23 protein-coding genes and 1 pseudogene are annotated in these 25,247 nt (G+C 38.8%); 22 read left to right on the top strand and 2 right to left on the bottom strand.

The window, feature by feature from the left end:
• Positions 1-221 precede the first annotated feature (221 nt).
• The 15 genes and pseudogenes from LY28_RS03755 (at position 222) to LY28_RS03690 (ending at position 17,674) form a co-directional block, all read left to right on the top strand.
• Positions 222-2,495 carry a CotH kinase family protein gene (locus LY28_RS03755; RefSeq protein WP_110460835.1) on the top strand — a complete coding sequence of 758 codons (2,274 nt, stop codon included), beginning with the start codon at positions 222-224 and terminating at the stop codon, positions 2,493-2,495.
• A gap of 390 nt (positions 2,496-2,885) precedes the next feature.
• Positions 2,886-4,196, top strand: coding sequence for a hemolysin family protein (locus tag LY28_RS03750; protein WP_110460834.1), 1,311 nt, complete (start codon positions 2,886-2,888; stop codon positions 4,194-4,196).
• A gap of 176 nt (positions 4,197-4,372) precedes the next feature.
• Positions 4,373-5,332 (top strand): YitT family protein, encoded by a 960-nt coding sequence (locus LY28_RS03745; protein ID WP_110460833.1) that lies wholly within the window; start codon positions 4,373-4,375, stop codon positions 5,330-5,332.
• Positions 5,333-5,819: 487 nt separating this feature from the next.
• Positions 5,820-6,185, top strand: coding sequence for a DUF2089 domain-containing protein (locus tag LY28_RS03740; RefSeq protein WP_110460832.1), 366 nt, complete (start codon positions 5,820-5,822; stop codon positions 6,183-6,185).
• Positions 6,186-6,228: 43 nt separating this feature from the next.
• Positions 6,229-7,437 carry a DUF4097 family beta strand repeat-containing protein gene (locus tag LY28_RS03735; protein WP_110460831.1) on the top strand — a complete coding sequence of 403 codons (1,209 nt, stop codon included), beginning with the start codon at positions 6,229-6,231 and terminating at the stop codon, positions 7,435-7,437.
• 392 nt (positions 7,438-7,829) lie between these two features.
• Positions 7,830-8,909: a peptide chain release factor 1 gene (prfA, locus tag LY28_RS03730; protein ID WP_110460830.1), complete on the top strand. Its 1,080-nt coding sequence runs from the start codon at positions 7,830-7,832 to the stop codon at positions 8,907-8,909.
• Positions 8,910-9,022: 113 nt separating this feature from the next.
• Positions 9,023-9,766 carry a ZIP family metal transporter gene (locus LY28_RS03725; RefSeq protein WP_207658052.1) on the top strand — a complete coding sequence of 248 codons (744 nt, stop codon included), beginning with the start codon at positions 9,023-9,025 and terminating at the stop codon, positions 9,764-9,766.
• Positions 9,767-9,812: 46 nt separating this feature from the next.
• Positions 9,813-10,871, top strand: coding sequence for an L-threonylcarbamoyladenylate synthase (locus tag LY28_RS03720; protein WP_110460828.1), 1,059 nt, complete (start codon positions 9,813-9,815; stop codon positions 10,869-10,871).
• 77 nt (positions 10,872-10,948) lie between these two features.
• Complete coding sequence (locus tag LY28_RS03715; RefSeq protein ID WP_242981138.1) at positions 10,949-11,452, top strand: low molecular weight protein arginine phosphatase; 504 nt, start codon at positions 10,949-10,951, stop codon at positions 11,450-11,452.
• Positions 11,453-11,573: 121 nt separating this feature from the next.
• On the top strand, positions 11,574-12,023 hold the full coding sequence (gene rpiB, locus LY28_RS03710) for a ribose 5-phosphate isomerase B (RefSeq protein ID WP_110460827.1): 450 nt from the start codon (positions 11,574-11,576) through the stop codon (positions 12,021-12,023).
• A gap of 10 nt (positions 12,024-12,033) precedes the next feature.
• Complete coding sequence (gene upp, locus LY28_RS03705; RefSeq protein WP_110460826.1) at positions 12,034-12,663, top strand: uracil phosphoribosyltransferase; 630 nt, start codon at positions 12,034-12,036, stop codon at positions 12,661-12,663.
• 95 nt (positions 12,664-12,758) lie between these two features.
• Entirely contained in the window at positions 12,759-13,199 is a 441-nt protein-coding gene (locus LY28_RS03700; protein WP_110460825.1) for a deoxycytidylate deaminase, read from the top strand.
• 174 nt (positions 13,200-13,373) lie between these two features.
• Positions 13,374-14,102, top strand: a pseudogene (locus tag LY28_RS19725) (glycosyltransferase family 4 protein); the annotation flags it as partial.
• A 408-nt stretch (positions 14,103-14,510) separates the two neighbouring features.
• Positions 14,511-15,662, top strand: coding sequence for a non-hydrolyzing UDP-N-acetylglucosamine 2-epimerase (gene wecB / locus LY28_RS19480; RefSeq protein WP_278302608.1), 1,152 nt, complete (start codon positions 14,511-14,513; stop codon positions 15,660-15,662).
• A 419-nt stretch (positions 15,663-16,081) separates the two neighbouring features.
• Positions 16,082-17,674, top strand: coding sequence for a BtrH N-terminal domain-containing protein (locus LY28_RS03690; RefSeq protein ID WP_110460823.1), 1,593 nt, complete (start codon positions 16,082-16,084; stop codon positions 17,672-17,674).
• 158 nt (positions 17,675-17,832) lie between these two features.
• Here the strand turns inward: LY28_RS03690 and LY28_RS03685 are convergent, their stop codons facing one another.
• Both LY28_RS03685 and LY28_RS03680 read right to left on the bottom strand, forming a co-directional pair.
• On the bottom strand, positions 17,833-18,618 hold the full coding sequence (locus LY28_RS03685) for an OmpA/MotB family protein (RefSeq protein ID WP_110460822.1): 786 nt from the start codon (positions 18,616-18,618) through the stop codon (positions 17,833-17,835).
• 2 nt (positions 18,619-18,620) lie between these two features.
• A complete protein-coding gene (locus tag LY28_RS03680; protein WP_110460821.1) occupies positions 18,621-19,433 on the bottom strand; it encodes a flagellar motor protein in 813 nt (270 codons plus the stop codon).
• Positions 19,434-19,881: 448 nt separating this feature from the next.
• Between LY28_RS03680 and LY28_RS03675 the strand changes: the two genes are divergently transcribed.
• From LY28_RS03675 to atpG, 7 genes are all read left to right on the top strand, one after another.
• Positions 19,882-20,163, top strand: coding sequence for a hypothetical protein (locus LY28_RS03675; protein WP_242981137.1), 282 nt, complete (start codon positions 19,882-19,884; stop codon positions 20,161-20,163).
• Positions 20,163-20,873, top strand: coding sequence for a F0F1 ATP synthase subunit A (locus tag LY28_RS03670; RefSeq protein ID WP_110460820.1), 711 nt, complete (start codon positions 20,163-20,165; stop codon positions 20,871-20,873). Before LY28_RS03675 ends, LY28_RS03670 begins: the two co-directional genes overlap by 1 nt.
• Before the next feature lie 12 nt (positions 20,874-20,885).
• Complete coding sequence (atpE, locus tag LY28_RS03665) at positions 20,886-21,119, top strand: ATP synthase F0 subunit C (RefSeq protein ID WP_110460819.1); 234 nt, start codon at positions 20,886-20,888, stop codon at positions 21,117-21,119.
• A 362-nt stretch (positions 21,120-21,481) separates the two neighbouring features.
• Complete coding sequence (gene atpF / locus LY28_RS03660) at positions 21,482-21,967, top strand: F0F1 ATP synthase subunit B (protein WP_110460818.1); 486 nt, start codon at positions 21,482-21,484, stop codon at positions 21,965-21,967.
• Positions 21,967-22,494 carry a F0F1 ATP synthase subunit delta gene (locus LY28_RS03655; RefSeq protein ID WP_110460817.1) on the top strand — a complete coding sequence of 176 codons (528 nt, stop codon included), beginning with the start codon at positions 21,967-21,969 and terminating at the stop codon, positions 22,492-22,494. Before atpF ends, LY28_RS03655 begins: the two co-directional genes overlap by 1 nt.
• A 30-nt stretch (positions 22,495-22,524) precedes the next feature.
• Positions 22,525-24,033, top strand: coding sequence for a F0F1 ATP synthase subunit alpha (atpA, locus tag LY28_RS03650; protein WP_165835484.1), 1,509 nt, complete (start codon positions 22,525-22,527; stop codon positions 24,031-24,033).
• A gap of 305 nt (positions 24,034-24,338) precedes the next feature.
• Positions 24,339-25,223, top strand: a complete 885-nt coding sequence (gene atpG, locus LY28_RS03645) for an ATP synthase F1 subunit gamma (RefSeq protein ID WP_110460815.1) — start codon at positions 24,339-24,341, stop codon at positions 25,221-25,223.
• Positions 25,224-25,247 lie beyond the last annotated feature (24 nt).

The following is a 25,247-nucleotide window of genomic DNA, read 5'->3' as shown; positions in this document are numbered from 1 at the left end:
TCGGAACGATATGTATCGTTTCTCATGCGAATTAAGCTTTTAAGCTAATTTTGAACGCAGTTTGATTGAATTTGTTTTGACTTTAGGAGGCTTCAGCCTCAAACCAAAACTATCGAACGATTAAATAGGTTTTTTAGCCGATAGTAATTGACTTGGTATGTATATTTTAAAATGTTTCAATTAAGGCAGCTTAATTGGTGCATTAGAAACGTGGAGGCAGTATGATAACTAATAAATATATAAACAAAACAATAATAGGTCTCCTGATTGCAGCAATCATCTTTGCCGGAATGATGACCTTTCTTGCCGGTGCTCTTAATATTGAAAGCGAAGGCTTACAGCAGGAGTATACAACAAAGCTGTTTGATGAAAATAAAATAATTTCTATAGATATCAAGGCGGATGAGAGTGAATGGGAAAATATGCTGGAAAATGCCACACAAGAAGAATATATTCCATGTGATGTGACTATAAACGGAACAACCTTTGAATCGGTTGGAATCAGGCCGAAAGGTAATTCCAGCTTATCAATGGTAGCTGGTTCCGATTCTGACAGGTTCAGCTTTAAATTTGAATTTGACCATTACATAGACGGTCAAACCTGTTTTGGGCTGGATAAACTGGTAATAAATAATATTCAGGCAGATGCCACATATATGAAGGAATATTTATCATATGACTTAATGTCATATATGGGGGTCACCACACCTTTATACTCATATACAAATGTTACCGTTAACGGTAAGGATTGGGGATTTTATCTGGCAGTAGAGGCATTGGAGGAATCCTTTGCGCAGCGTAATTACGGAGAAAGCTATGGGAAGCTGTATAAGCCTGAAAGTATGGGAATGCGTGGAAACGGCAATGAAAATGGCCTTGGTGATGAGAGGGCTGCTCCGTGGAATAATGGAGAAGGGAATATAGGTAAGCAAAAGGAGGAGACTCAAGCTGATAAAACAAATAAATCAGAGAATGAAGACAAAAATATTGATGCAGGTAAGATAAATGACGAGACTACGCAAAATAATAATAAAACAAACAGCATGAAAGCAGGTACTAAAACCGGGGAAACCGGCGAAGCTGTAAATAAAGCTGAGTCTCAGGGAACAGTCGGCGAAAAAACCGGAGATACAGAGAATACGGAAGGATCGGGTAATTTTGAGAGAGGAGGAGGCTTCGATAAAGGCGGCTTTCTGGGCGGAGGCTTTGGAGGCGGACCGGGAGGTGGTTCAGGAGGAGGAGCAGATCTCAAATATAGTGATGATTCAATAAGCAGCTATTCAAATATCTTCGATTATGAAGTATTCGAGGGCGGTGATGCGGATTACAATAAGGTTATAGAGGCTTTGAAGAACTTGAATGCAGGGACGGAGCTTGAAAAATATATAAATGTGGATGCAACCCTGAGATATTTTGCTGCAAATACGGTATTGGTGAATTTAGACAGCTATTTCGGAAGCTTAAAGCATAATTATTATCTCTATGAAAAAGACGGACAGCTTACGATGCTGCCGTGGGATTATAACCTCTCTTTTGGAGGCTTCCAGTCCGAATCTGCCACTTCAGCAGTCAATTTTCCAATAGATACTCCGGTTTCAGGTGTTGATATGTCTGAAAGGCCGATTTTGGCAAAGCTCCTTGAGGTAGATGAGTATAAAGAAAAATATCATCAGTATCTTCAGGATATTGTAGACGGATATTTTAACAGCGGTACCTTTGAAAATACTATTACTGAGTTGGATGGACTAATTTCAGAATATGTAAAAAATGATGCAACAGCTTTTTACAGCTATGACAAGTATACTGCTGCAGTAGAGGTTATTAAGGAATTTGGGAAGCTGAGAGCCCAGAGCATACAAGGGCAGCTTGACGGAACCATACCGTCAACTACCGATGGGCAAGCTTCTGAAAGCGGCAAGCTGATTGATGCAGCAGCTATAAACCTTTCGACAATGGGCTCCCAAGGAGGCGGAGGAATGGGACGTCAGGGAGGAATGCAGCCGCCGGGCGGATCAGAGCAGTCAGACAACGGTAATATGCAGCAGCCGGACAGCGGTAATATACAGCCGCCGGGCGGATCAGAGCAGTTAGACAACGGTAATATGCAGCAGCCGGACGGAACCCAGCAGCCGGACAGCGGTAATATGCAGCCGCCGGATGGAGCAGAGCAGTCAGGAAATGGAGATATGCCTGACAGAGAAACTGCAATGAAGGCTATGCAAATAATACAGGCTGCAAACGACGGTGATTTAACCGAGGAGCAGATAACGCAGCTCAAAGAATTAGGATTGACCGATACTCAGATATCGTCAATGAAGGATATGTTCAGTCAGGGAAATATGCAGCAGCGCGGAGAGCGTGGCGGCAGACCGGGAGATATGAAAAATCAAGAATCAACTGCAAGCAGCGAGAGCATATATTTGATTGCGGCTTCTGCCGTTTGCCTTCTGGCTGGACTGTTGTTTGTTATTAAATTCAAAAGAGTTAAATATTAAGAGTTAACGTATAAAACGCTGAAATATTAAGAGCCGGTAGTAAACGCAATTAATTGCCTTACCACCGGCTCTTTGATATTAAGGAGCTTACAAAGGCTCAAGCATGAGAATACTTGAAATAATAGCTTCTGCAGATGTGACGGCAGCTAAGCCGAAGCTGCTCTTTTTGAATATCTTGCTGTATTTGTATAATATAATAATTAGAGCATACAGGGAACAAAGTAATAAATTGGTGACAGAAGGCTAAAATTATAAAATGGGTATATTGAAATCATCATCATTTATAGTCAGGTTGACATAGAAAAATCTTTTTAGTATAGTAAAAATGACGGAATAACAATTGCTTCGGATAATATTTACACCAACGGCTAAATTTGGAGGCTGAATTGCTTGATAACTAGAATTATTTTATTAATTGTATTGGTTCTTTTGAATGCTTTTTTTTCCGGAGCTGAAATAGCTCTTATTTCTTTAAATGATAAATTAATTAAAAAGCAGGCAGATGAAGGAGATAAGAAGGCCAAGCAGCTACATGCTTTTTTGAGTGAGCCAGGCAGGTTTTTATCTACAATCCAGATAGGAATAACCTTGGCGGGTTTTTTGGCGAGTGCATTTGCTACGGAAAGCTTTGCAGATGATCTGGTAGCCGCAGTAATGAAATTAAATTTGCCTGTGGATGAATCAATAATAAGAAGCATAAGCATGATAGTGATTACAATAATACTTTCTTATTTTACACTGGTTTTTGGAGAGCTTGTTCCAAAAAGAATAGCTATGCAAAAGGCTGATTTTTTTTCAAAAATTGCAGTTGGGCCATTAACTGCTATTTCACATCTTACCAGTCCTTTTGTAAAATTTCTTACAGCCTCAACAAATTTTTTCATTAAGCTATTAGGCGGAAATCCATCTGCTGAAGATGACGAAAGGGTTACAGAAGAAGAAATCAGGATGATGATGGAGGTAGGAGAAGAAAAGGGTGTTATTCAGGATACAAAAAAAGAAATGATAGATAATGTTTTTGAGTTTGATGATAAGCGTGTTTCGGAGATAATGACTCCAAGGCCGGATATTGTCAGTATTCCGGCTGATTCAGAGCTGGATTTGATTGTAAGGGTAATTGATGAGGAAAAGTACACCAGAATTCCTGTATATAATGATAATATAGACAACATTGTGGGTATTTTGCATGTCAAGGATCTGATACCTTTTATAGAAAAGGATAAAAAAGATTTTAGCTTGGAGAAAATTGTAAGAACTCCGTATTTCGTTCCTGAATCTAAAAAGACAGATGATTTATTTGCCGAGCTTAAAAAGCACAAGGTACAGATGGCAGTTGTAATTGATGAGTATGGCGGAACTGCGGGAATTGTAACTATGGAGGATTTGGTTGAAGAAATAGTGGGGAATATATTTGACGAATACGATATTGAAGAAAAGGATGCCGAGTATGAGTGTCTGGATAACAATACATATATTTTTAACGGCTCAATAAGTCTGGATAAGGTAGAAGAGGTGCTTGGCGAGCAGCTGCCGTCAGATGATTTTGATACACTGAGCGGATTTGTTATGGATTTGCTTGGAAGAATACCAAAAAAGGATGAAAATCCGACAGTAGAAGCTGAAAATATCATATTTAAAGTAATCAAGCTGGAAGGAAAACGTATAGTAAAAATAAAGGCAGCAAGAAAGTTGAACGATTAACAGGTATTCCAATGGAGTAGTATTTGTTTAGTTGCCGCATTATTTAACCTCCATTCAGGAATCATGCCGTAAGGGTGATGGAGGCAGCCTGTGGAGAGCCTTTGCTTAGCATGGGTATGTGAATAATTTACAACTATATTTAGTCCTTTCAAGCTAATTAGCGAAGGAGGCTTACGATGTCTGAAGAATTGAATTCAGAAACAAATGTAGAGGTACGGAGACAATACTACAAAAAAAGCGAGCATAAAGAGGTACAGAGACAATACCATAAAAAAAGTGAGCATAAAAAGGATGTGCTGAAAAGAGTGATAATTAAATACCTTTTTTTGTTTATTGGTGCCTTGCTGGCGGCAATAGGTCTGGAAGAATTTTTTGTTCCCAATAATATTATTGATGGCGGCGTTGTTGGTATTTCAATTATAACCAGTTATTTATCGAATTTACCCTTGGGTATTTTCACCACACTTTTTAATATTCCGTTTCTTTTTATGGGATACAAAAACATAGGGAAGTCCTTTGTTTTTTCGTCAATCTTTTCAATATTGTCATTATCCTTCTGGGTTACTATATTTCATCCCATACAAAAATTTACTGGAGACGTGCTTTTAGCTACTGTTTTCGGAGGAGTGACAGTGGGGGTGGGAGTAGGCTTAATAATTCGTTACGGTGGTTCGCTTGATGGTACTGAAATGGTGGCTATTGTATTGAATAGAAGATCTATGTTTTCTGTAGGACAAATTGTAATGTTTTTTAATATTTTTATATTGAGCAGTGCAGGGCTTGTGTTTGGATGGGATAAAGCGATGTATTCACTGATTGCTTACTTTATTGCCTTTAAGGTTATAGATATAGTTATTGAAGGTCTTGATGAGGCAAAGGCGGCAGTTATTATTTCGGATTATTCCGATGATATTGCAGATGCAATCACCTACAGGCTTGGCAGAGGAGTGACCTATATTGGCGGTGCAGGAGGCTATTCAAAGAAAAAGAAGAAAATATTGTATTGTGTAATAACAAGGCTTGAAATAGCAAAGCTGAAAGCTATCATATTTGATAAGGATCCAAGTGCTTTCGTAACTGTTTCGGATGTATCCGATATGATGGGCGGAAAGCATAAGAAGCGGCAAATACACTGATATCATAGACATAGGCTTAGCAAGGACAAGCTCATTTTGCAGCTGTCATCAGACTGGGGAGATGTCTTGAAAAGCTCGAAAACAGAGTTTGTGCAAACATAGTGTATTTGGAACGGTAAAAAATGCAAATTCTTTAAAAGGAATTTGTGTTTTTTTGCTTTTATACCTTATAAGTGTGTCTGAATAACAGGTGGATAAAGGCTTTAAATCGCAATTGGCTTCTTTAGCTGATTTGATTTTATAAGATTAATAGAACCTTTAGAGATAAATTAATAAAATCAATTGCAAATTGATAAAAATTAATAAATCAGTTAATAAAATTAAAAAATATTTCAAAAATGTGTTGACATTTTTTTGCTTAGGGAATAATATATTAATATAAGTTAAAAATATTAATTCGGAACTTAAAAAAATTAAGAAATTTCATAAAGGTATTTAAGAACTTAATAATCGGCTAGGCAAATTTTATTATTTTTGAGGTGATATTATGGCAAGAGAAGCAATGGGTAGATGCCCGGTGTGCGGCGGCGAAACAGAGGTAACAAAAATAACGTGTAACAGCTGTGATACTGTTATTGAAGGACACTTTTCCTTATGTAAGTTTTGTAAGCTTACAAATGACCAAAAGGCATTTTTAGATGTATTTATTAAATGCAGAGGAAATATAAAAGAAGTTGAGAAGGAACTTGGGATTTCATATCCGACAGTCAGAAATAAGCTTGAGGATGTGGCAGCGGCACTGGGACACAAAGGGGAGCCTGAACCATATGTACCGGGTAAAAATAAGGAAATACTTGATAAGCTGAATTCAGGCGAGATTACAGTTGAAGAAGCAGTTGAACTGATGAAATGATAACGAGATCTATTATAGATATTTTTTGGGAGGGAATATAGCGATGTCAATTAGTGAAGAAAGAATATTAATTTTAAAGATGCTTGAAGAAAAGAAAATAACGAGTGAAGAGGCAGCAAAGCTGCTGGCTGCATTAGAGCAGGAGCCAAAGCAGGATACTGCCGAGACTTTCAGAAGAAATCAGAGCCAAAGGCAGAACGGATTTGCCGATGAGGCTGCGAAAGTAAGAGATAGAGTAAACAATTGGAAGAGAGAATTTAAGAATAATTATAATCAGGCTGATTTTGACAATATGATTGATGATTTTACAAATAAAGCTGAAAAAGTAGGTAAAAATGTTGCTGCAACGACCTTTGGCTTGGTTGACAAGGTTATAGATTATGTCGGAAGCTTTGTTGATACAAATTCGTTTAATATATTCGGAAGTCTGCAAACGGTACAAAAGAATTTTGAGGTTATTCCTGCAGAAGCCGCTACATTTGAGATATCGGGTATAAATGGCTCTGTTACTATAAAAAAGCATCTTGATTCCAATATAAAGGTTATTTCAAGGATAAAAAGCTCCGTTCCCAATGGAGAAGGCGTAGTTACATTTATTGATGACCCCAATGCCATAGCGCTGAAGGTAAACAGTACGGCAATGAATGTCAGCGTTTCACATGAGATATTCATACCTGAAAAAAAATTTAAGGCAATAAAAATAGAAAACTCCAACGGAAAGATTTATATCGAAGACTCACTCTCAGAAGAAATTACGGCAGCTACAAAAAATGCGCACATTGAGCTGATGGGAGTCAACAGTGACAAAATATCCGTAAATACCAGAAACGGAAGAGTTCAAATGAACTATATTATTGGCAATAAGATTGAGATTAATACTTCTAATGCCGTTATTGATATAAAACATATAAAGGTGCAGGATATCAGTGCAGTAACTATAAATGGCAGGATTCTAATTGAAAATGCTCAGAATATTGACGAAGATACAGATATGAGTATGTATCTGAAAACCTCAAATGGGGGTATAAAAGTTAATATGAATGATCTTGACGGAAGAACCTACAAGGTGAAGGCACATGCTAGCAATGGAGCGATAAATCTACTTATTCCTGAAATAGTTTATCATAATGTAAACCGCAAGGGAGAAGCAGGCAGCTTCGTTGAGGCTGAAAGCAGGGATTTTGAAACAGGACTTAACAAGGTTGTAATAACCGGTGAGACTGTGAACGGTCAGATAGAAATAGTTAAGTAAACCACCAATCTGGGATTCAGAGTGATACCCCTGCTCTGAATCTCAGACCTCCTGATATATAATTAAGTATGAAACCAAAAATTCTATAAAAACTTTTCCTTCATGATTAAAGGGTATGAAGCCACAAGCCGGCTTTCATACCCTTATTTTGACTAAAATTGAGTAACGGTTCAAGTCTTTGTGCGATAAAATATCGGGAGGATACGGCTCGGGAAGAGTCCTTGCTGTCTGACAAAAACAATAATTGCACAGCAATTATGTTCGTGGTATAATATCTAATTGCGTATGCATGTTATTTAATATCTTTTTTACCCTTTTAAAAGTAAATATCTAGCTTAAAAACTGATAGTATTTGATTATTATAAGAGTAATTTTGAAGTTTGGAGGATGTTATGTTTGATAAACTGCAGGTGGCAGAGGACAGGTATGATGAATTAAGTCATAAGCTCAGTGATCCTGATATTATTAATAATCAGGATGAATATAAAAGATTAATGAAGGAATTTTCTGATTTAGAGGAAATTGTACAAAAATATAGAGAGTACAAGAAAATTACTAAGGATGTTGAGGAAGCCAGAGCACTTCTGGATGAAAATTTTGAGAAGGAATTTCACGAGATGGTGCAGCTTGAGTATCAGGAAGCGCAGGAAAAGCTTGAAATTACAAAAAAGCAATTAAAGATTATGCTTGTTCCGAAAGATCCCAATGACGATAAAAACGTTATAGTTGAAATACGCGGAGGTGCCGGAGGAGAAGAAGCGGCATTGTTTGCTGGTGTACTTTACAGAGCGTTGACCAGATATGCAGAGAGACAGTATTGGAAAACTGAAATACTGGATTCAAATCCTACTGAATTGGGAGGCTTCAAAGAGGTCGTTTTTTCTATCGAAGGCAGGGGTGCATACAGTAGGCTGAAATTTGAAAGCGGAGTTCACAGAGTTCAGAGAGTTCCGTCTACCGAGTCAAGCGGCCGTATTCATACATCCACAATTACGGTTGCGGTTTTGCCGGAGGTTGAGGAGGTAGATATTGATGTAAATCCTAATGATTTGAGAATTGATACCTACAGGGCAAGCGGAGCGGGCGGACAGCACATAAACAAAACAAGCTCTGCAATAAGAATAACGCACATACCGAGCGGACTTGTTGTTACCTGTCAGGACGAACGCTCTCAGCATAAAAATAAAGACAAGGCTATGAAGATACTCAGATCCAAGCTTTATGACATTGCTCAGCAGCAGAAGACCTCTGAATATGCTCAGGACAGAAAAAATCAGGTTGGCAGCGGAGACAGAAGTGAACGAATCAGAACTTATAATTATCCTCAGGGTAGGGTAACAGACCACAGAATAAACCTGACACTCTATAAGCTTGAGCAGGTTCTGGACGGAGATCTTGACGAGCTGATTGATGCTTTGATAACCACCGAGCAGTCTGAAAAGCTGGGCAGCGGCAGTGACGATGAGGATTAAGGCTTATATGGTAGACAAAATAATATTATAAAAAAAGCTGTACTAAATACTAATATTTCAAGGCAAACGGGAATAATATTTCTATAGGACATTCCATAAAAGAGGATTTTGCTTTGGGGTATATATTGAAAATAGCAGCGATAGGCTTGATATCAGGCATTACCGGAACAGGTATTGGTGGATTGATAGCCTTTTTTGTGGACAAAAATATAAGTAACAGATTGCTGAGCACTATTTTGGAATTTTCAGCAGGACTCATGACTTCTGTCGTTTGCTTTGAGCTGATTCCGGAGGCCGTCAAAATTGCGGGGCTGAATTTGACCATTATAGGTGTAATTTCTGGAATATTGATTATTATATTTATTGAGGACTTTATAAAACAACTTGATATTGTAAAGAATACTAAAGGGAATTCAAATTTATTACGGGCAGGGATACTGGTTTCGATAGGATTGGCACTTCACAATTTGCCTGAGGGCTTTGCGGTGGGTTCGGGCTTTGAGGCGTCGGTGTCACTGGGGGTTACTCTTACTATAGTAATATTTATACACGATGTTCCTGAAGGGATTGCAATGGCGTTACCGATGAAGCTAGGCGGATTTTCCGCTGTAAAGGCGTTTCTGCTTACAATATTGTCCGGTGTTCCGATGGGATTGGGAGCCTTAATAGGTGCGGTTTTAGGACATATTTCTCAGCAGTTTATCGCGGTTTGCCTTGGATTCGCAGGCGGGGCTATGCTTTATGTTATATTTGCCGAGCTGATACCTGAATCTAAAAGAATTTATCCGGGAAGAATGTCCTCTATGGGTAATATATTGGGAATAGTATGTGGTATAATAGTAACGATGCTGAATTGAATCTTCAGCCGATCGTAACTGATTTTCGAAACCGGAGGCAAATAGAATGGTAACAAAGGTCATTAAAATTGATTTGAATAATATAGATGAAAAAAAATTGCTATCTGCTGCAGAAGCGCTTAAGGAAGGCAAAATAGTTGCATTTCCCACAGAGACAGTATACGGCTTGGGGGCGAATGCACTTGATTCATCTGCTGTGGAGCAAATATTTAAAGCTAAGGGACGTCCGTCTGATAATCCTCTAATAGTACATATTGCCGACAAGGAAAAGGTTTGTGAGCTTGCAGAGAGCATACCTGAGAAGGCTGCTGTTTTGATGGACAGGCTTTGGCCGGGTCCTCTGACATTAGTATTTAAAAAAAGCTCAATAATACCCCGGATAATAACAGCCGGACTTGATACGGTAGCTGTACGGATGCCGGAGCATCCGGTTGCACGTGAGCTTATCAGATTGGCTGCCGTTCCTGTTGCGGCTCCGAGTGCGAATGTATCCGGGAGACCGAGCACGACAACGGCAAGGCATGTATTGCAGGATTTGGACGGAAAGATAGAAATAGTTGTTGATGCGGGAAGTTCAAGGGTTGGACTTGAGTCAACGGTTCTGGATATAACTGTAGACCCTCCAGTACTGCTTAGACCGGGTGGAGTGACTCCCGCTCAGATTGAGGATATTATAGGACATATTGAAATTGATAAAACTATTTTGGGCAAGGTGAGCATGGATAATATACCAAAATGTCCCGGAATGAAGTATAAGCACTATGCCCCGAAAGCACAGGTAACTCTTGTTAAGGGCAAGGATATTATCAGACAGGTCGAAAAAATATGTGAGCTGGCTGTAGATAGAAGAAGTAAGGGCAAAAGGGTAGGCATATGTGCTACCGACCAGACGATAAGTTATTATAAGGATTATGAGTCAAAGTCAATGGGGGACAGAAACAGGCCTGAGACCATAGCATCAAGTATATTTTCGCTGCTGCGTGAATTTGATGATATGGGGGTTGATGTAATACTTGCCGAGGCTGTTGATGAAAACGGAGTTGGATTGGCTATAATGAATAGGATGATAAAAGCAGCAGGATATGATATTATTCAGGCTGATTAGGCTATTGAGCATTTGTAATTATGAAAAACAGTTTTGCCGGAACTCTGGGCAAAAAATTTGGCGGTGGATAATTGTATATGGAAAACAAGGATATAACCAGAAAAAATAATTTAAGCATTTTATTTGTTTGCACAGGCAATACCTGCCGAAGCTGTATGGCAGAAGGGATTTTCAGGTATGCATCGTATGTGGAGGTCTGCAAGTCAGGGTTTTCGGCGGTATCAAGAGGTATCCATGCCTTTGACGGTGATTCTGCTTCGGAACACTCAATAAATGCGCTCAAGGCCTTGTGGGATATCGATATTTCACTTCATAAAGCGAAAAGGCTGGATTACGAAGATGTTTTAAAGGCTGATTTTACGTTTACTATGACAAGAGCGCACAGGGATATTTTGAAAGCCAGATTTCCAGATAAATATTATTGCATCTATACTTTGAAGGAGTATGCTTATCCTGAAATTGAGCAAGGCAGCAATATGCTGGATATCAGTGATCCCTACGGCATGCCGTATCACAGATATGAAAGCTGTGCAAAAGAAATATTTGAGTGTATAAAAATTGTAATAGAAAAATTTAAATAGGTATATAATATCCTATATTTTTTTGACATGTGATGTTTTATACTATAAAATAAATAAAGATATATCAGCAACAATTTAGTAATTTAAACGAAGTCATTATATCTATATTTTTGGAGGAATTATGATTGCAATAGGAAGTGACCATGCAGGATATTTATTAAAAGCAGACATCATAAAGTTTTTGGAGAGTAAGGGACTGCAGGTTAAGGACTTTGGTACAAATTCATGTGAATCGGTTGATTATCCCGACTTTGGACAGGCGGTAGCTGAGGCAGTCAGCAGCAAAGAGTGCGAAAAAGGTATAATTATATGCGGCACCGGAATAGGAATATCTATTTCAGCGAATAAGGTACCGGGAATTAGAGCCGCTATCTGTACAGACAGCTATATGGCAAGAATGAGCAGACAGCATAATGATGCAAATGTATTGGCAATAGGCGAAAGAGTTGTAGGCCCCGGAGTTGCTTTTGATATTATTGAAACATGGTTGGACACTGAGTTTTTGGGCGGAAGGCACCAGAACAGAGTCAATAAAATTTCGAATATTGAAAAAAAATATACTGTAAAGTGAGGAATTTAAAATGGAAAATGTATTTGTTTTTGATCACCCATTGATTCAGCACAAAATATCACTATTAAGGGATAAAAACACTGACACAAAAGAATTCAGGGAGCTGGTTTCTGAGATAGCGATGCTTATGGGCTATGAGGTTACCAGAAATATGCCTCTTAAGGAGGTTGAAATTGAGACTCCGATAGGAATAGCAAAAACAAAAATAATATCTGGCAAGAAGCTGGGTATAGTACCTATATTGAGAGCCGGACTGGGAATGGTTGACGGGATGCTGAACTTATTGCCTATGGTGAAAGTCGGACATATAGGCTTGTACAGAGACCCGGAAACATTACAGCCTGTAGAATATTATTGCAAGCTTCCGGTTGATGTCGAGGAGAGAGAAATAGTTGTTCTTGACCCTATGCTTGCAACAGGAGGTTCAGCATCGGCTGCTATTCAGTTTATAAAAAACAGAGGCGTAAAAAATATAAAATTAATGTGCCTTATTGCCGCAAAATCCGGTATTGAAAGGTTGCAGAAGGATCATCCGGATGTTTCAATATATTGTGCGGCTGTAGATGAAAAGTTAAATGACCATGCTTATATCGTGCCCGGGCTTGGAGATGCCGGAGACAGATTATTCGGAACAAAATAAGGAGAGCTTGGTACGATTAACATTTCAGGGCCTTTTTGAGTGGCGGTTTAACGCAATTTGGGCTTGTATTTTGTAAGCATATGTGGGGGGACTATATGAGACCGTCTTGGGATGAGTATTTTATGCAGATAGTTGAATTGATAAAGACCAGATCTACTTGCCTTAGAAGGCAGGTAGGGGCTGTAATTGTTAAGGACAAGAGAATTCTTGCTACCGGATATAACGGTGCCCCTGTAGGCTGCAAGCATTGTTCGGAGATAGGATGTCTGAGAGACAGGCTGAATGTTCCGTCAGGACAAAGGCATGAGCTTTGCAGAGCAATACATGCAGAACAGAATGCAATCGTTCAGGCGGCATATAGCGGAACAAGCGTAAACGGTGCCACCCTTTATGTGACAAACCAGCCTTGTGTGCTGTGCGCAAAATTAGCTATTAATGCAGGTATAGCCAGGATAGTATTCAGCGGGGAATATCCGGACGAGTTGGCGATGACCCTGCTGGAAGAAGCAGGCATAGAGGTTGTAGGCTTTCAATAATATAACAGATTTTGCTTTGTAAATAATTATACTTATTGATTAATGTGTTATAAATCTTGGGGTCTATGTAAGTTGAATTTTAAGCAGAGGGAGATGTATGCCTCCCTCTATTTTGATGTTTAGGTTATTGTAATGGCAGTTGATTTTTCAAGAACGAGAAGGTGTAAAAATTAAATGACCAGTGTATATGAATATTTTATTTCTTTTATTCTCGCATTTATTGTTGCATTCTCCGCGACGCCAATTGTAAAAAGCTTGGCTTTTAGGTTGGGAGCTGTGGATATTCCAAAGGATAACCGCAGAATGCATAAGCAGCCAATTGCAAGATTAGGTGGTTTGGCAATTATTACAGGATTTTTTATTTCCATGCTTTTCAGTGTTGTCAGTTCAAATTTGTTTCATATGGGAACTTCAATAAATTTTGATAAGCGGTTTATCGGGATGATAATAGGCAGCGTCATTATAGTTGTAATGGGCGTGATAGATGATATAAAAACACTTAGTGCAAAGCTCAAATTTCCTATACAGATAATTGCTGCGCTGATAATTGCATTAACCGGTACCAGAATCGAATTTATTACTAATCCTTTTTCGGTTGTAGGGCGTTCCGATTTGCAGACATGGAGCTCATATTTAATAACTATAATATGGATAGTAGGTATTACAAATGCAATAAACTTTATTGACGGATTGGACGGTTTAGCGGCCGGTGTTTCTTCAATAGCACTGATGTCTCTTTTCTTTGTTTCTGTCATGAGGCCGGATCCTGATATTGCGACAGCCGTATTAGCCGCAATGCTTGCCGGAGCCACTCTGGGCTTTTTGCCTTATAATTTTAATCCTGCAAAAATTTTTATGGGCGACACAGGTTCCACATTTTTAGGGTTTTTGCTGGGGACAATTTCAATTCAGGGAACCTATAAGCAATATACCGCAATAGCGGTAGCAGTACCATTGCTTGTACTTGCGTTACCGTTATTTGATACGGTTTTTGCAATATTACGAAGAATTGCCAGCGGCAAGTCACCTATGGCTGCCGACAGAGGGCATATACATCACAGGCTTATTGATATCGGACTTACGCAGAAGCAGTCAGTAGCCGTTATATATGTGGCGAGTGCAGCATTGGGATTGTGTGCGGTGGTTCTTGATTACAAAGGGCCTGTCAGTGCAATAATATTAGTTGTGGCGGTATCTATATTTGTAATCGGCGGTTCAATGTATATGACCGAGATGAATAATGCCAATAAAAGCAAAGAGTGCCATAGCTTGCGAAACCCATGCAGAATGGCTTTAATTGGAGGTAGAAGATTGGATAGACTAAAGGTGATGACAATATTCGGAACAAGACCGGATGCTGTAAAGATGGCTCCCCTTGTCAAGGAGCTGGAGAAGTGTGAAAGGATTGATTCCGTGGTTTGTGTGACAGGTCAGCATAGAGAAATGCTTGATCAGGTACTTAAAATATTTGAAATTACACCGGAGCACGATTTAAACATAATGAAGAGCAGACAAACCTTAACAGGAATTACTACCAGAGCGCTTGAGGGCTTGGATGAAGTGCTGGATACGGAAAAACCGGATATAGTGCTGGTTCACGGTGATACCACCACATGCTTTGTGGGAAGCCTTGCGGCATTTTACAAGCAGATTGCAGTAGGACATGTTGAGGCAGGTCTCCGGACATTTGATAAATATTCCCCTTACCCTGAGGAAATGAACAGAAAGCTTACCGGTTCCATGGCAGATATTCATTTGTCGCCTACTGATACAAATAAATCAAATCTCCTGAGAGAAGGAGTAAACGAGGATTCAATATATGTAACAGGTAATACAGTAAATGATGCCTTGAAAACAACGGTAAAGGATGATTACATCTTTGATTGTGAAGCTCTTAGAGGCATAGACTTTAAAAATAAGAGAGTCATAGCGGTTACAGCCCACAGAAGAGAAAACTTGGGGGAGCCGCTGCGTAATATTTGCCGTGCTTTGTCAACATTGGTTAATAATTATGAGGATGTGGAAATAGTATATGCAGTTCATCTTAATCCGGCAGTTCAAGAGACTGCACGTGAAATACTTGGCGGTAAAGACAGAGTGCACTTGATACCTCCGTTGGATGTACAGGATATGCATAATTTAATGGCAAGGGCTTATATGATAATGACAGACTCTGGAGGAATCCAGGAAGAGGCGCCTACGCTTGGAAAGCCTGTACTGGTGCTCAGAAAGGAAACAGAGAGGCCGGAGGCTGTCAAGGCAGGCACAGTAAGGCTTGCCGGAACCGTAGAGCATGATATCGTAGAGCATGCTGCAAAGCTGCTGAATGATAAGGATGATTACGAAAAAATGGCGAAGGCTGTAAATCCATACGGAGACGGACATGCCTCGGAAAGGATAGTACAGGTGCTTCTATTCCATTTTGGACTGACTGATGAAAAGCCTAAGGAGTTCAGGGTGTAAAACTACTACTTTTATTACCGGTTAATTTATTGTTTTCAAAAATAAAGTCAATTGCTGTTGGTACTAAATATATAATAGGCCGACGGGAATTGACTTTTTATATAAAAAATAAAAATACGTATTAAATACATGCTTGGTAAATACTGTAATTTTATTTGTATCAGTATCAAGCCATAAATATTTATGGAATCTAAAGATATTTGTTTTTTTATCTATTTGTGGTATTATAATAGGTGTTTTACAATTAAGTGAATAAAGTAACAGCAAATGTAATTTACCAAGGTCAATTACGTCTGAAAGCCGACAGAAATTGACTCTTAAAAAATCATGGTCATTCACAAACAATCGCAGACTTTCAAGTATAATGACAAAATAAAAACAAATATAATTAATTTACATGAGTTATGGGGTTGAGAATAATGAATATTGATATTAATCCTGTTCATTGTGAAGGCTTAAATTGCTTTGAAGATATCCTTGTTACAATGGCAAGTCATTACAAAGCAGAATACAGGCTGGCATTTTCTGATGCTTGGGGATTTGAATTTAAACCGTCAAATGTTTCAGACAGTAGTTTATTAGGAGAGAGAATCGGAAATGATGTAAGAAATATTACCGGATTACTATATAAATACAGTAATATAAATGTAGTAAGAATCGACACCGAAAACCCAACAGAATTACTCGGGGTTATCAAAGAGTATTTGGCACAGGAAATACCTTTAGGGCTTTTTATAGATGCTTTTTGGTGTCCATGGCTTCAAGGAAGATACCAAAGAGTACATGATGCACACCATTGTCTGATAATTGGGATGGATGAACAAAATAATTTTAACTGTTTAGATACAGCTTTAAATTTAAATATATCAACTTTACCGTATAATGACTATATAAATGGCTGTAAGAATTGTGTAAAATATGAGTTTGTCAAAAGTGATATAAAGCCTGATTATTTGGGAATATTGAATGAAAGCATTAAAAATCTGAATAAAAAGAAATTTTATAAGGATATAAAAATATTTGCTGATGAATTTAAAGATAAGTTTGATTTTTCAGCTGAATACCGTAGCTTTAATCTGGATGTATGGTATGTGCTGATAGATAGGAATTTGCGTCTGATAGCCTCGGGAAGGACACTTTATGCCCAATTCATTGAGCTGATATCTGATAAGCTTCATTCGGATAAGCTTTTGGATATAAAATATGAATTGCAGAAAATAGCTTCAAATTGGAACAAGATAAGGGGGATACTTACTAAAGGCTACCGCAAGGGAAGTAATGATAATGTCAAGGGGAAAGTATACAGCTTATTAAATGAAATTTCCAATTTTGAAGAGGAATTGATTAAAAGGCTTTCTCAGATAGATGTCAGTAGTTTATCTGACAAAAATGAGAACATATTACTTGAGGAAAAGGACATAAATTATTTTTCAGAGACAGAGACTATTGTATTGAAGCTTGAAGATATCATGAATAATAAGGCTTTTGCAGTGACCGAAGCAGACACCTATAAGGCTGACCTGTCCGGAGCAGGACATTTTTTTATTAGCAGCGGATTAGAAAAGGAACACTTTATTCAGGCAGGAAGTATGCATTTCAGGTTACCCGAACTCGTTACAAAAAAATATGATAATATAGCATGTACGGGGCAGGAGATTTCTGTTGATAAGTCGGTATACCATAGTATTATGTTTCTTGGATGTTCTGATAACGGAGACTTTATCGATGAAATAAGCCTTATGTATGAGAATGGAGAAGAACTGAAAATCCCAATTTCCTTCGCCGACAGCTGGCGATTGCCTCTGTTCAAGGAATCAATAGCATGGACAGGCACTGGCGGTAAATGGACGGAAAATAGGTTCGAAGTACATTCAAATGAACAGAGAATATTTGCAAGAGAAGAGCTTATCAGAAAAAAGGGAATTGTTGAAGCTATAAGATTGCCCTATTGCCCTAATATACATATATTCGCTATATCCTTAAGAAAAGCAATCTCTGCTGAAGACAATTAAGGTTCGCAAATATAAAGTGAAAAACCTTAATCCTTCTACGCCTGTATATTTTCCGGCTGTATTCGCATGTGCCGGTATATGATTTAGAAGGCTTCAGCCAAAAATCCAAGCTATCAAGCCGATAGCAGGTTGTTTTTGGCTGAAAGCGAAAGGTATTATTATTTGCTGTTAGTATTTGTATTATTGGTATAATCTGTGCTTGCTTCACCTATGCTTGAGGAATCCCTTAATATGACAATATCAACTCTTCTGTTTTTTGCTCTGTTGGCATCTGAATTGTTAGGCACCAGTGACATGCTGTCACCATATGCAACGGCGGATACAAGCTTTGAATTAAGCCCTGCCTGATCTACAAGCAGTCTTAAGACATTTGTCGATCTGCTGCCTGAGAGCTCCCAGTTTGAAGGAAACCTGGCGCTGTTTATAGGTACATTGTCAGTGTGGCCTTCAATACGTATATGCTTATCAGGCATTTTGCTCAGAATAGTTTTGCCGATAGCCAGAACTCTGTCTCTGCCTTCCCTTTCCAGCTCGGCGCTTCCTGATTTGAAAGCCAGTGTTGCGTCAATAGACATGAGGATACCTCTTTCTGTCATTTGTACACTGACATCGCCGCCCATTCCGCCTGCCTCAATCAAACCTGATATGGCATCTTCTGCGGCCTCATACTGTGCATCCTCCATATTTGAAGGTATTACCGGAGAAGGCATGGTTGCGGGAAAGTTTATAAGTGAGTTTCCGGATGCACCTCCTGATACGACAGATGGTGTACTGCCGTTGCCGAAGGCGGCGCCTAAGGATTGGGAAAGCTGCTGGAACTTCTGGGTATCCACCTGACTATAGGCAAATAGTATAATAAACAGAATAAGTAACAGATTCATCAAGTCGGCATATGTCAAAAGATATCGCTCGGCGTTATCCTTGATTACCTTAGATTTTGCCATGTCTATGCTTCAACTCCTTCTTCAGCAGTAGCTTCGCCTTTCTTATTTCCGCCGTTTAATTTTTCCATAAGGTTCAGGTTTAATTTTTCCTTGATAATACGTGGATTTTCCCCGGCTTGTATTGACAGAAGCCCCTCAATGATTATTTCATTTATCATTGTCTCACGCTGCGCCTTAACCTTGATTTTATTGCCGAATGGCAGCCAAGCGAGATTGGCAAAGGAAATGCCATAAAAGGTTGCGATAAAGGCACCTGCTATTTTAGGACCCAGAGCCAGCGGGTCACTAAGGTCCTTCAATATATTCAGCATACCCATAACAGTACCGCAAACACCCATGGCAGGCCAGGTACCGCCCATTGATTCGAAAATTTTAGCTCCTGATTCGTATATTTCCTCCTGCAATGCGGTTTCCCGGGCAAGAATATCTTTTATAACCTCAGTTTCTATACCGTCAACAACTAATGCAAGACCTTTTCTTATTAAATCGTTTTTATTTGTCTGTGCATCCTGCTCAAGACTGAGTAATCCGTCCTTCCTTGCTTTTTCGGAGAGGTCGGCCAGCTCATTGATGATGTCTATTTCGTTATATTCCTTTTGTGTAAATATCATACTTGCCGTAGATAACATCTTCTTCCATTCGCCTAACGGGAAGGCTACCAGAGTTGCACCGAACCCTCCTCCGAAAACTATGAAAAAAGCTGCCGGATTTACTAAGCTGCCCAGAGAGGACAGCTGGAAATGTCCTTCTTCCAGATAACCTAATAGAACACCTCCAAAGCCGACAATTAAACCAATAATACTTGTAATATCCATAAGTTACCACTCCTGAAAGTTAAGATTCTTTTGTGCAAAATTATTAAATAACAATACTAAAGCTGTATTCAAAATATGATGAAATTTGTCGGAATACATACAAAAATCAAAATATAGCTAAACAACAAGAGATTTATGACAAATATTAGAATTTACTCTTGTTTTCATAAATAATATTGCTTTAGTAAATTCTGTGTGCTATTATTAAAAATAATTTAATGATATCCACTTAATGCCAGCCTAATAAGCATATAAAAATGGTCTAAATAGATATCGTAATATTGGGCAGAAAACTTAACTACTTTTTAAAGGGAAAAGTGCATTAAATTTGATTATGAGTAATATTTTGAAATTTTTTATTAAAAGAGTGTGTATTTTGTACTTTGTGCTTATATGCGTATGTTTTTTGACTAAGGGTCAAAAAATACCTATGATTGTGGCACTAAGTTTGGGTACGTTTTTTTCGCTGTTAAGATTTGGACTGCTTGAGACGATGATAAATTATATGTGCAGAAGCGGGAATAAAACACTGACAATTGTAGCAAGTCTTATGATATATGTATTTGGTTTACTGGTAATTGGAATTACAACTGTATTTGCGTTGAATTTTGGCGTCTATACATTTATTGCCGCACTGGCTGGATCGCTTTCAATCGTTATAGTTACTGTTATAAATGCTGTAACAGAGGCGCTGGGAATCACAAAAAATCGATTTGGAGAGGTGATATAATGGGTGAAAAACTTACACATGCGATGGAACCGCATAATGTGTTTACTATGAATCTTTTTGGACTGAAGATTCCTGTTTCTGATCTTGTGGTGACAATGTGGGTTATAATGGCGGTAATGATTATTCTTGCTGTTTTTCTTACTCGTAAGCTTACTTTGATCCCGAATAAAAGACAGAATATTGCAGAAATAGTAGTAGAGTTTATTAACAACATGGTAAAGGATGCAATAGGGCCTCATTATTGGAAGGCATTTGCTCCATACCTAGGTACTGTTATCCTTTTCCTGATCTTTGCAAATACGGTTTCAATATTCAATATTATTCCAGGAGGAGAAGAGGGCTTTAAGCTGAGGCCTCCCACAAGAAATATAAATGTTACCTTATGTCTGGCAGTAATGTCAATTTGCGTGGTGATTTATGCCGGAATTCGATACAAGGGAGTGGGCGGCTGGTTAAAGAGCTTTGCCAAGCCGACACCGGTAATGCTTCCTTTTAATATACTTGACTACTTGATAAAACCTGCATCCTTGGCATTACGTTTATTTGGAAATATTTTAGGCGCATTTATAGTTATGGAGCTTATTTATATGGCACTGCCGGTATTCGCACCGGCGTTTCTGAGTCTTTATTTTGATTTGTTTGACGGAATTCTTCAAGCATATGTGTTTATGTTTTTAACTTCTATATATATTTCAGAGGCATTAGAATAAGGGGGTGAAATTATGACAGGAACAGGTATAATAGCAATAGCAGCAGCTATTTCAGCATTTACAGGTATCGGTGCTGGAATAGGCATCAGTCTGGCAACAGGCAAAGCTGTTGAAGGAATAGCTAGACAGCCTGAGGCAGCAGGTTCAATTAGAACATCTCTGCTTCTAGGTGCGGCTCTTGCAGAAGCAACCGCTATTTATGGTTTGGTAGTAGCATTGGTACTGGTTTTCTTAAAAATGGGTTAATATATGACTATAGTCAATGTATGACTATGGTCAATGTATGACTATGGTCAATCACGGTTCAGGCCCTCGCACGATAAAATGCCGGGACAATATGCGTCGCTTTTCAGGCAAAGTAAGCTTTTAAGCTGAGGCTGAACGCAATTTAGGTTTGGATTCGCTTTTTTGACTTTAAGAACAGCAGTAAATGTTTTGGCACTTAGACATATCTGTGAAGGATATTCAAGATATTATATCTTTCACAGATATGTGGCAGTAAGCCGTAAGGGCGATAATAAGGCTTGGTATATACTGAGCATATTATATATATTTGTTTTTAAACGGACTGAGAGATAAAAAACGGGCAATAAAGGGGATGTGAGTATATGTTGGAACCTGATAGGTATACATTTATTTTTGTTGCTTTAAACCTGATTATTTTATTTTTGTTAATGAGAAAATTCCTTTTCAAACCTATTACAAATCTTATGGAGGAAAGAAAAAGTTCCATAGAGCAGGGATTGAAGGATGCAGAAAATGCCAGGACAGAAGCAGCTGAAGCACACAAAAAATATGATGAGCAGATGAAGAACATAAAATTGGATGGAGACAAGTTATTAAACGAATTAAGGGCAAAGGCCGCACGTGAATATGATGGAATTGTGGCGAATGCCAAAAAGGATGCTCTTGCAATTATTCAAAAGGGGCATGAAGATGTGGAACGAGAGAGAGACGAGATGCTTAAGCAGACGAAGCAGCAGATTGCTATTCTTGCAATAGCAGCAGCTACAAAGCTGGTTCAGGCCAATATGGATACAGAAGCAAACAAAGCAATGGTTGACAAATTTATAGACGAGGCAGGTGCTGTTTGATGCCGCTTGTTGAAAAAAGATATGCCCAGGCATTGATGGAATTGTCACAAAACAGTATTGAAAGTGTCCGAGAGGAATTTGAAGGCTTTGTTGCTGTTTATGATTCTGATATGGAATTCAGAGACTTTTTGGCCAATCCGACCATAAAGGATGACAAAAAGCAAACTGTTATCAGAAATGTTTTTACAGATAAGCTTAGCAAAAATATGCTTAATTTTATTTTGCTGCTTATTGATAAAAAGCGTATAAATAACATATCAGAAATTTATCAGCAGCTGGTGCGGCTTATAAATGAAAAATTTAATGTTTTGGATATAAAGATTATTACAGCTGAACCGTTAACAGAGCAGCAGCTTTTGAGCATTAAAGAAAAGTTCAGAAATAAGTATGATGCGATAGCGGTAAAAGCTGAAGAAGTCATTGATGCTTCTATAATCGGCGGTGTAAAGGTGATTATTGGAGACAAGGTTTATGATGGAAGTATAAAAGGCAGAATAGAATCATTAACTGAGCTGGTTAGCATATGACAATCAGCGGCAGAGTATGGGGTGAGAAACATGAGTCTTAGACCAGATGAAATTAGTTCGATTATAAAGCAGCAGATAGAAAATTATGGTGCTGTTGTTAAAACTGATGATGTAGGATACGTACTTCAGACAGGAGACGGAATAGCAACTATTTATGGGCTTCAATCATGTATGTCGGGAGAGCTCCTGCAGTTCGAAAACAATGTATACGGTATGGCTCAGAATCTTAATGAGGATAGCGTAGGCTGTGTTATTTTAGGTGACGACAGGCAGATAAGAGAAGGCTCTTCTGTTAAAAGGACTGGGAAAACAGTTCAGATACCGGTTGGAAACAGTATGATAGGCAGGGTTGTAAATCCTTTGGGAAAGCCTTTGGATGGCAAGGGGGAAATAGCTACCGATGCGTATCGTCCGGTAGAATTTCTGGCACCGGGCGTTATTGACAGAAAGGGTGTAAATACACCGCTGCAGACAGGTATAATGGCTATTGATGCACTGATTCCTATCGGAAGAGGGCAGAGAGAGCTTATAATAGGTGACAGGCAGACAGGGAAGACTGCAATAGCGATTGATACTATTATTAACCAGAAGGGCAAGGATGTTATTTGCATCTATGTTGCAATAGGACAAAAGGCATCTACAGTTACAGGGATTGTTGACAAGCTTGAAAAATACGGAGCAATGGAATATTCAATTGTTGTATCCTCAACTGCAAGTGACATGGCATCTGTGCAATACCTTGCACCATATTCAGGCTGTGCTATTGCCGAGGATTTTATGTACAGGTATCATAAGGATGTTTTGATTATTTACGACGATTTGTCAAAGCATGCGGTTGCATACCGCTCAATGTCCTTGCTGCTTAAAAGGCCGCCTGGAAGAGAAGCTTATCCGGGAGATGTTTTCTATTTGCATTCAAGGTTACTGGAGAGAGCGGCAAAGATCAGTGACGAAATGGGCGGAGGTTCAATTACTGCATTACCGATAATTGAAACCTTGGCAGGAGATGTTTCGGCATATATTCCTACAAATGTAATCTCAATTACCGATGGTCAGATTTATCTGGAATCAGAGCTGTTCTTTGCAGGACAAAGACCTGCTGTTAATGTTGGATTATCAGTATCAAGAGTCGGAGGAGCTGCACAAATAAAGGCTATGAAAAAAATTGCCGGCCCACTGAGAATAAATTTGGCGCAATACAGGGAATTGGAAGCTTTTGCACAGTTTGGCTCGGATTTGGATAAGCAGACAAGAGATAAGTTGTTCCAAGGCGAAAGATTATTTGAAACCTTAAAGCAGCCGCAGTATTCAACATTACCGGTAGAGGAACAGATAGTGATTCTATACAGTGCGACAAACAAATATCTTATGGATTTGCCGGTTAATAAGGTTAGCAAGTTTAATAAGGAGCTGGTAAGCTATGTTAAGGATAAATATCCAAAAATACTTTCAGTAGTTGCTCAAACAGGTAACATTGATGATGAAGCTATAAAAATGTTAAAGACTGCGGTTGAGGAATTTAAGGCTCAGTTTGTTTAACTGAAAGGCTATTGGCTTGCCGGCTGAAGTAATTTGGAGCTTTATGCCTTCGCATGATAAAATTGCGGTACGGCATTATATTGCTTTTAGCAAATTGTGCTTTCAGGCGGGTATTAACCTTTTGAGAAGTAAGAATATATAGCGCTTATTTGTTATTTTGGTGCAAGCGGGCTGACTAAGGCCAGTTAGGGCTTTAGCCTCAAGACAGAATTTTCACCCGGTACCGGCAGTTCTCCGGGCGGGCAAATAGGCGTTTGATTACAAAATATTGTCGCTGCTGTGCGACGGAAACGGCGGGCTATCATATGGCAAACAATATGCGTGAGATAAAATCGCACATAAAAAGTATAAATCAGATGCGACAAATTACGAAAGCCATGAAGCTGATATCAACGTCAAAACTGAAAAAGGCAAGAGCTCAATTGGAGGTTACGCTTCCGTATTTCAATAAGGTCAAAGAAACCATTGCAGATATTCTTGAACATAGTGGAGACGTTGAAAGTAAATTCTTTGACTTGAAAGAAAAAAAAGAAGGGCAGAGAAAGGCATATATTGTCTTGACAGGTGACAAGGGCTTGGCAGGGGGCTATAACAGCAACATTATCAAGCTTGCCGAGAGAACTATCGGTGATGATAAAGAAAATGTATTGCTTCTGGTGGCTGGTATTTCAGGCAGGGCGTATTTTATCAGAAAAAATTATAATGTCCATACCGAATTTGATTATGCGGTACAGAACCCTACAGTGTACAGGGCAAGAAAGATTGCTGACATTATACTGGATATGTACAACAAGCATGAGGTAGATGAGGTCCATATAATATATACCGAGATGGTTTCTGCAATTTCGCTTCAGCCTAGAACATTAAAGCTGCTTCCTATTGAAATAGGTGCTTTGCGTGAAGAGGTCAGGGACATTGAAATTAAAATAGATGAGAAGGTTAAGTATGAACCGTCAGCGTCTGCTGTTCTGGATGTTTTGATACCAAAGTATATAAAAGGTATTATGTACGGTGTTTTTGTTGAAGCTTTTACAAGTGAGCAGAGTGCACGAATGACGGCTATGGATAACGCGACTACAAATGCAGATGACATGCTGCAGAAATTAAATTTGTTTTACAACAGAGCAAGACAGGCTGCTATTACACAGGAGATATCTGAAATAGTCGGTGGCGCCTCTGCACTAAAATAAGTGACTTGAGTCGGATAGAATTTC

Source organism: Ruminiclostridium sufflavum DSM 19573, from assembly GCF_003208175.1.
GTDB lineage: Bacteria > Bacillota > Clostridia > Acetivibrionales > DSM-1351 > Ruminiclostridium > Ruminiclostridium sufflavum.
This window is presented reverse-complemented; position numbering and strand designations above follow the sequence as displayed.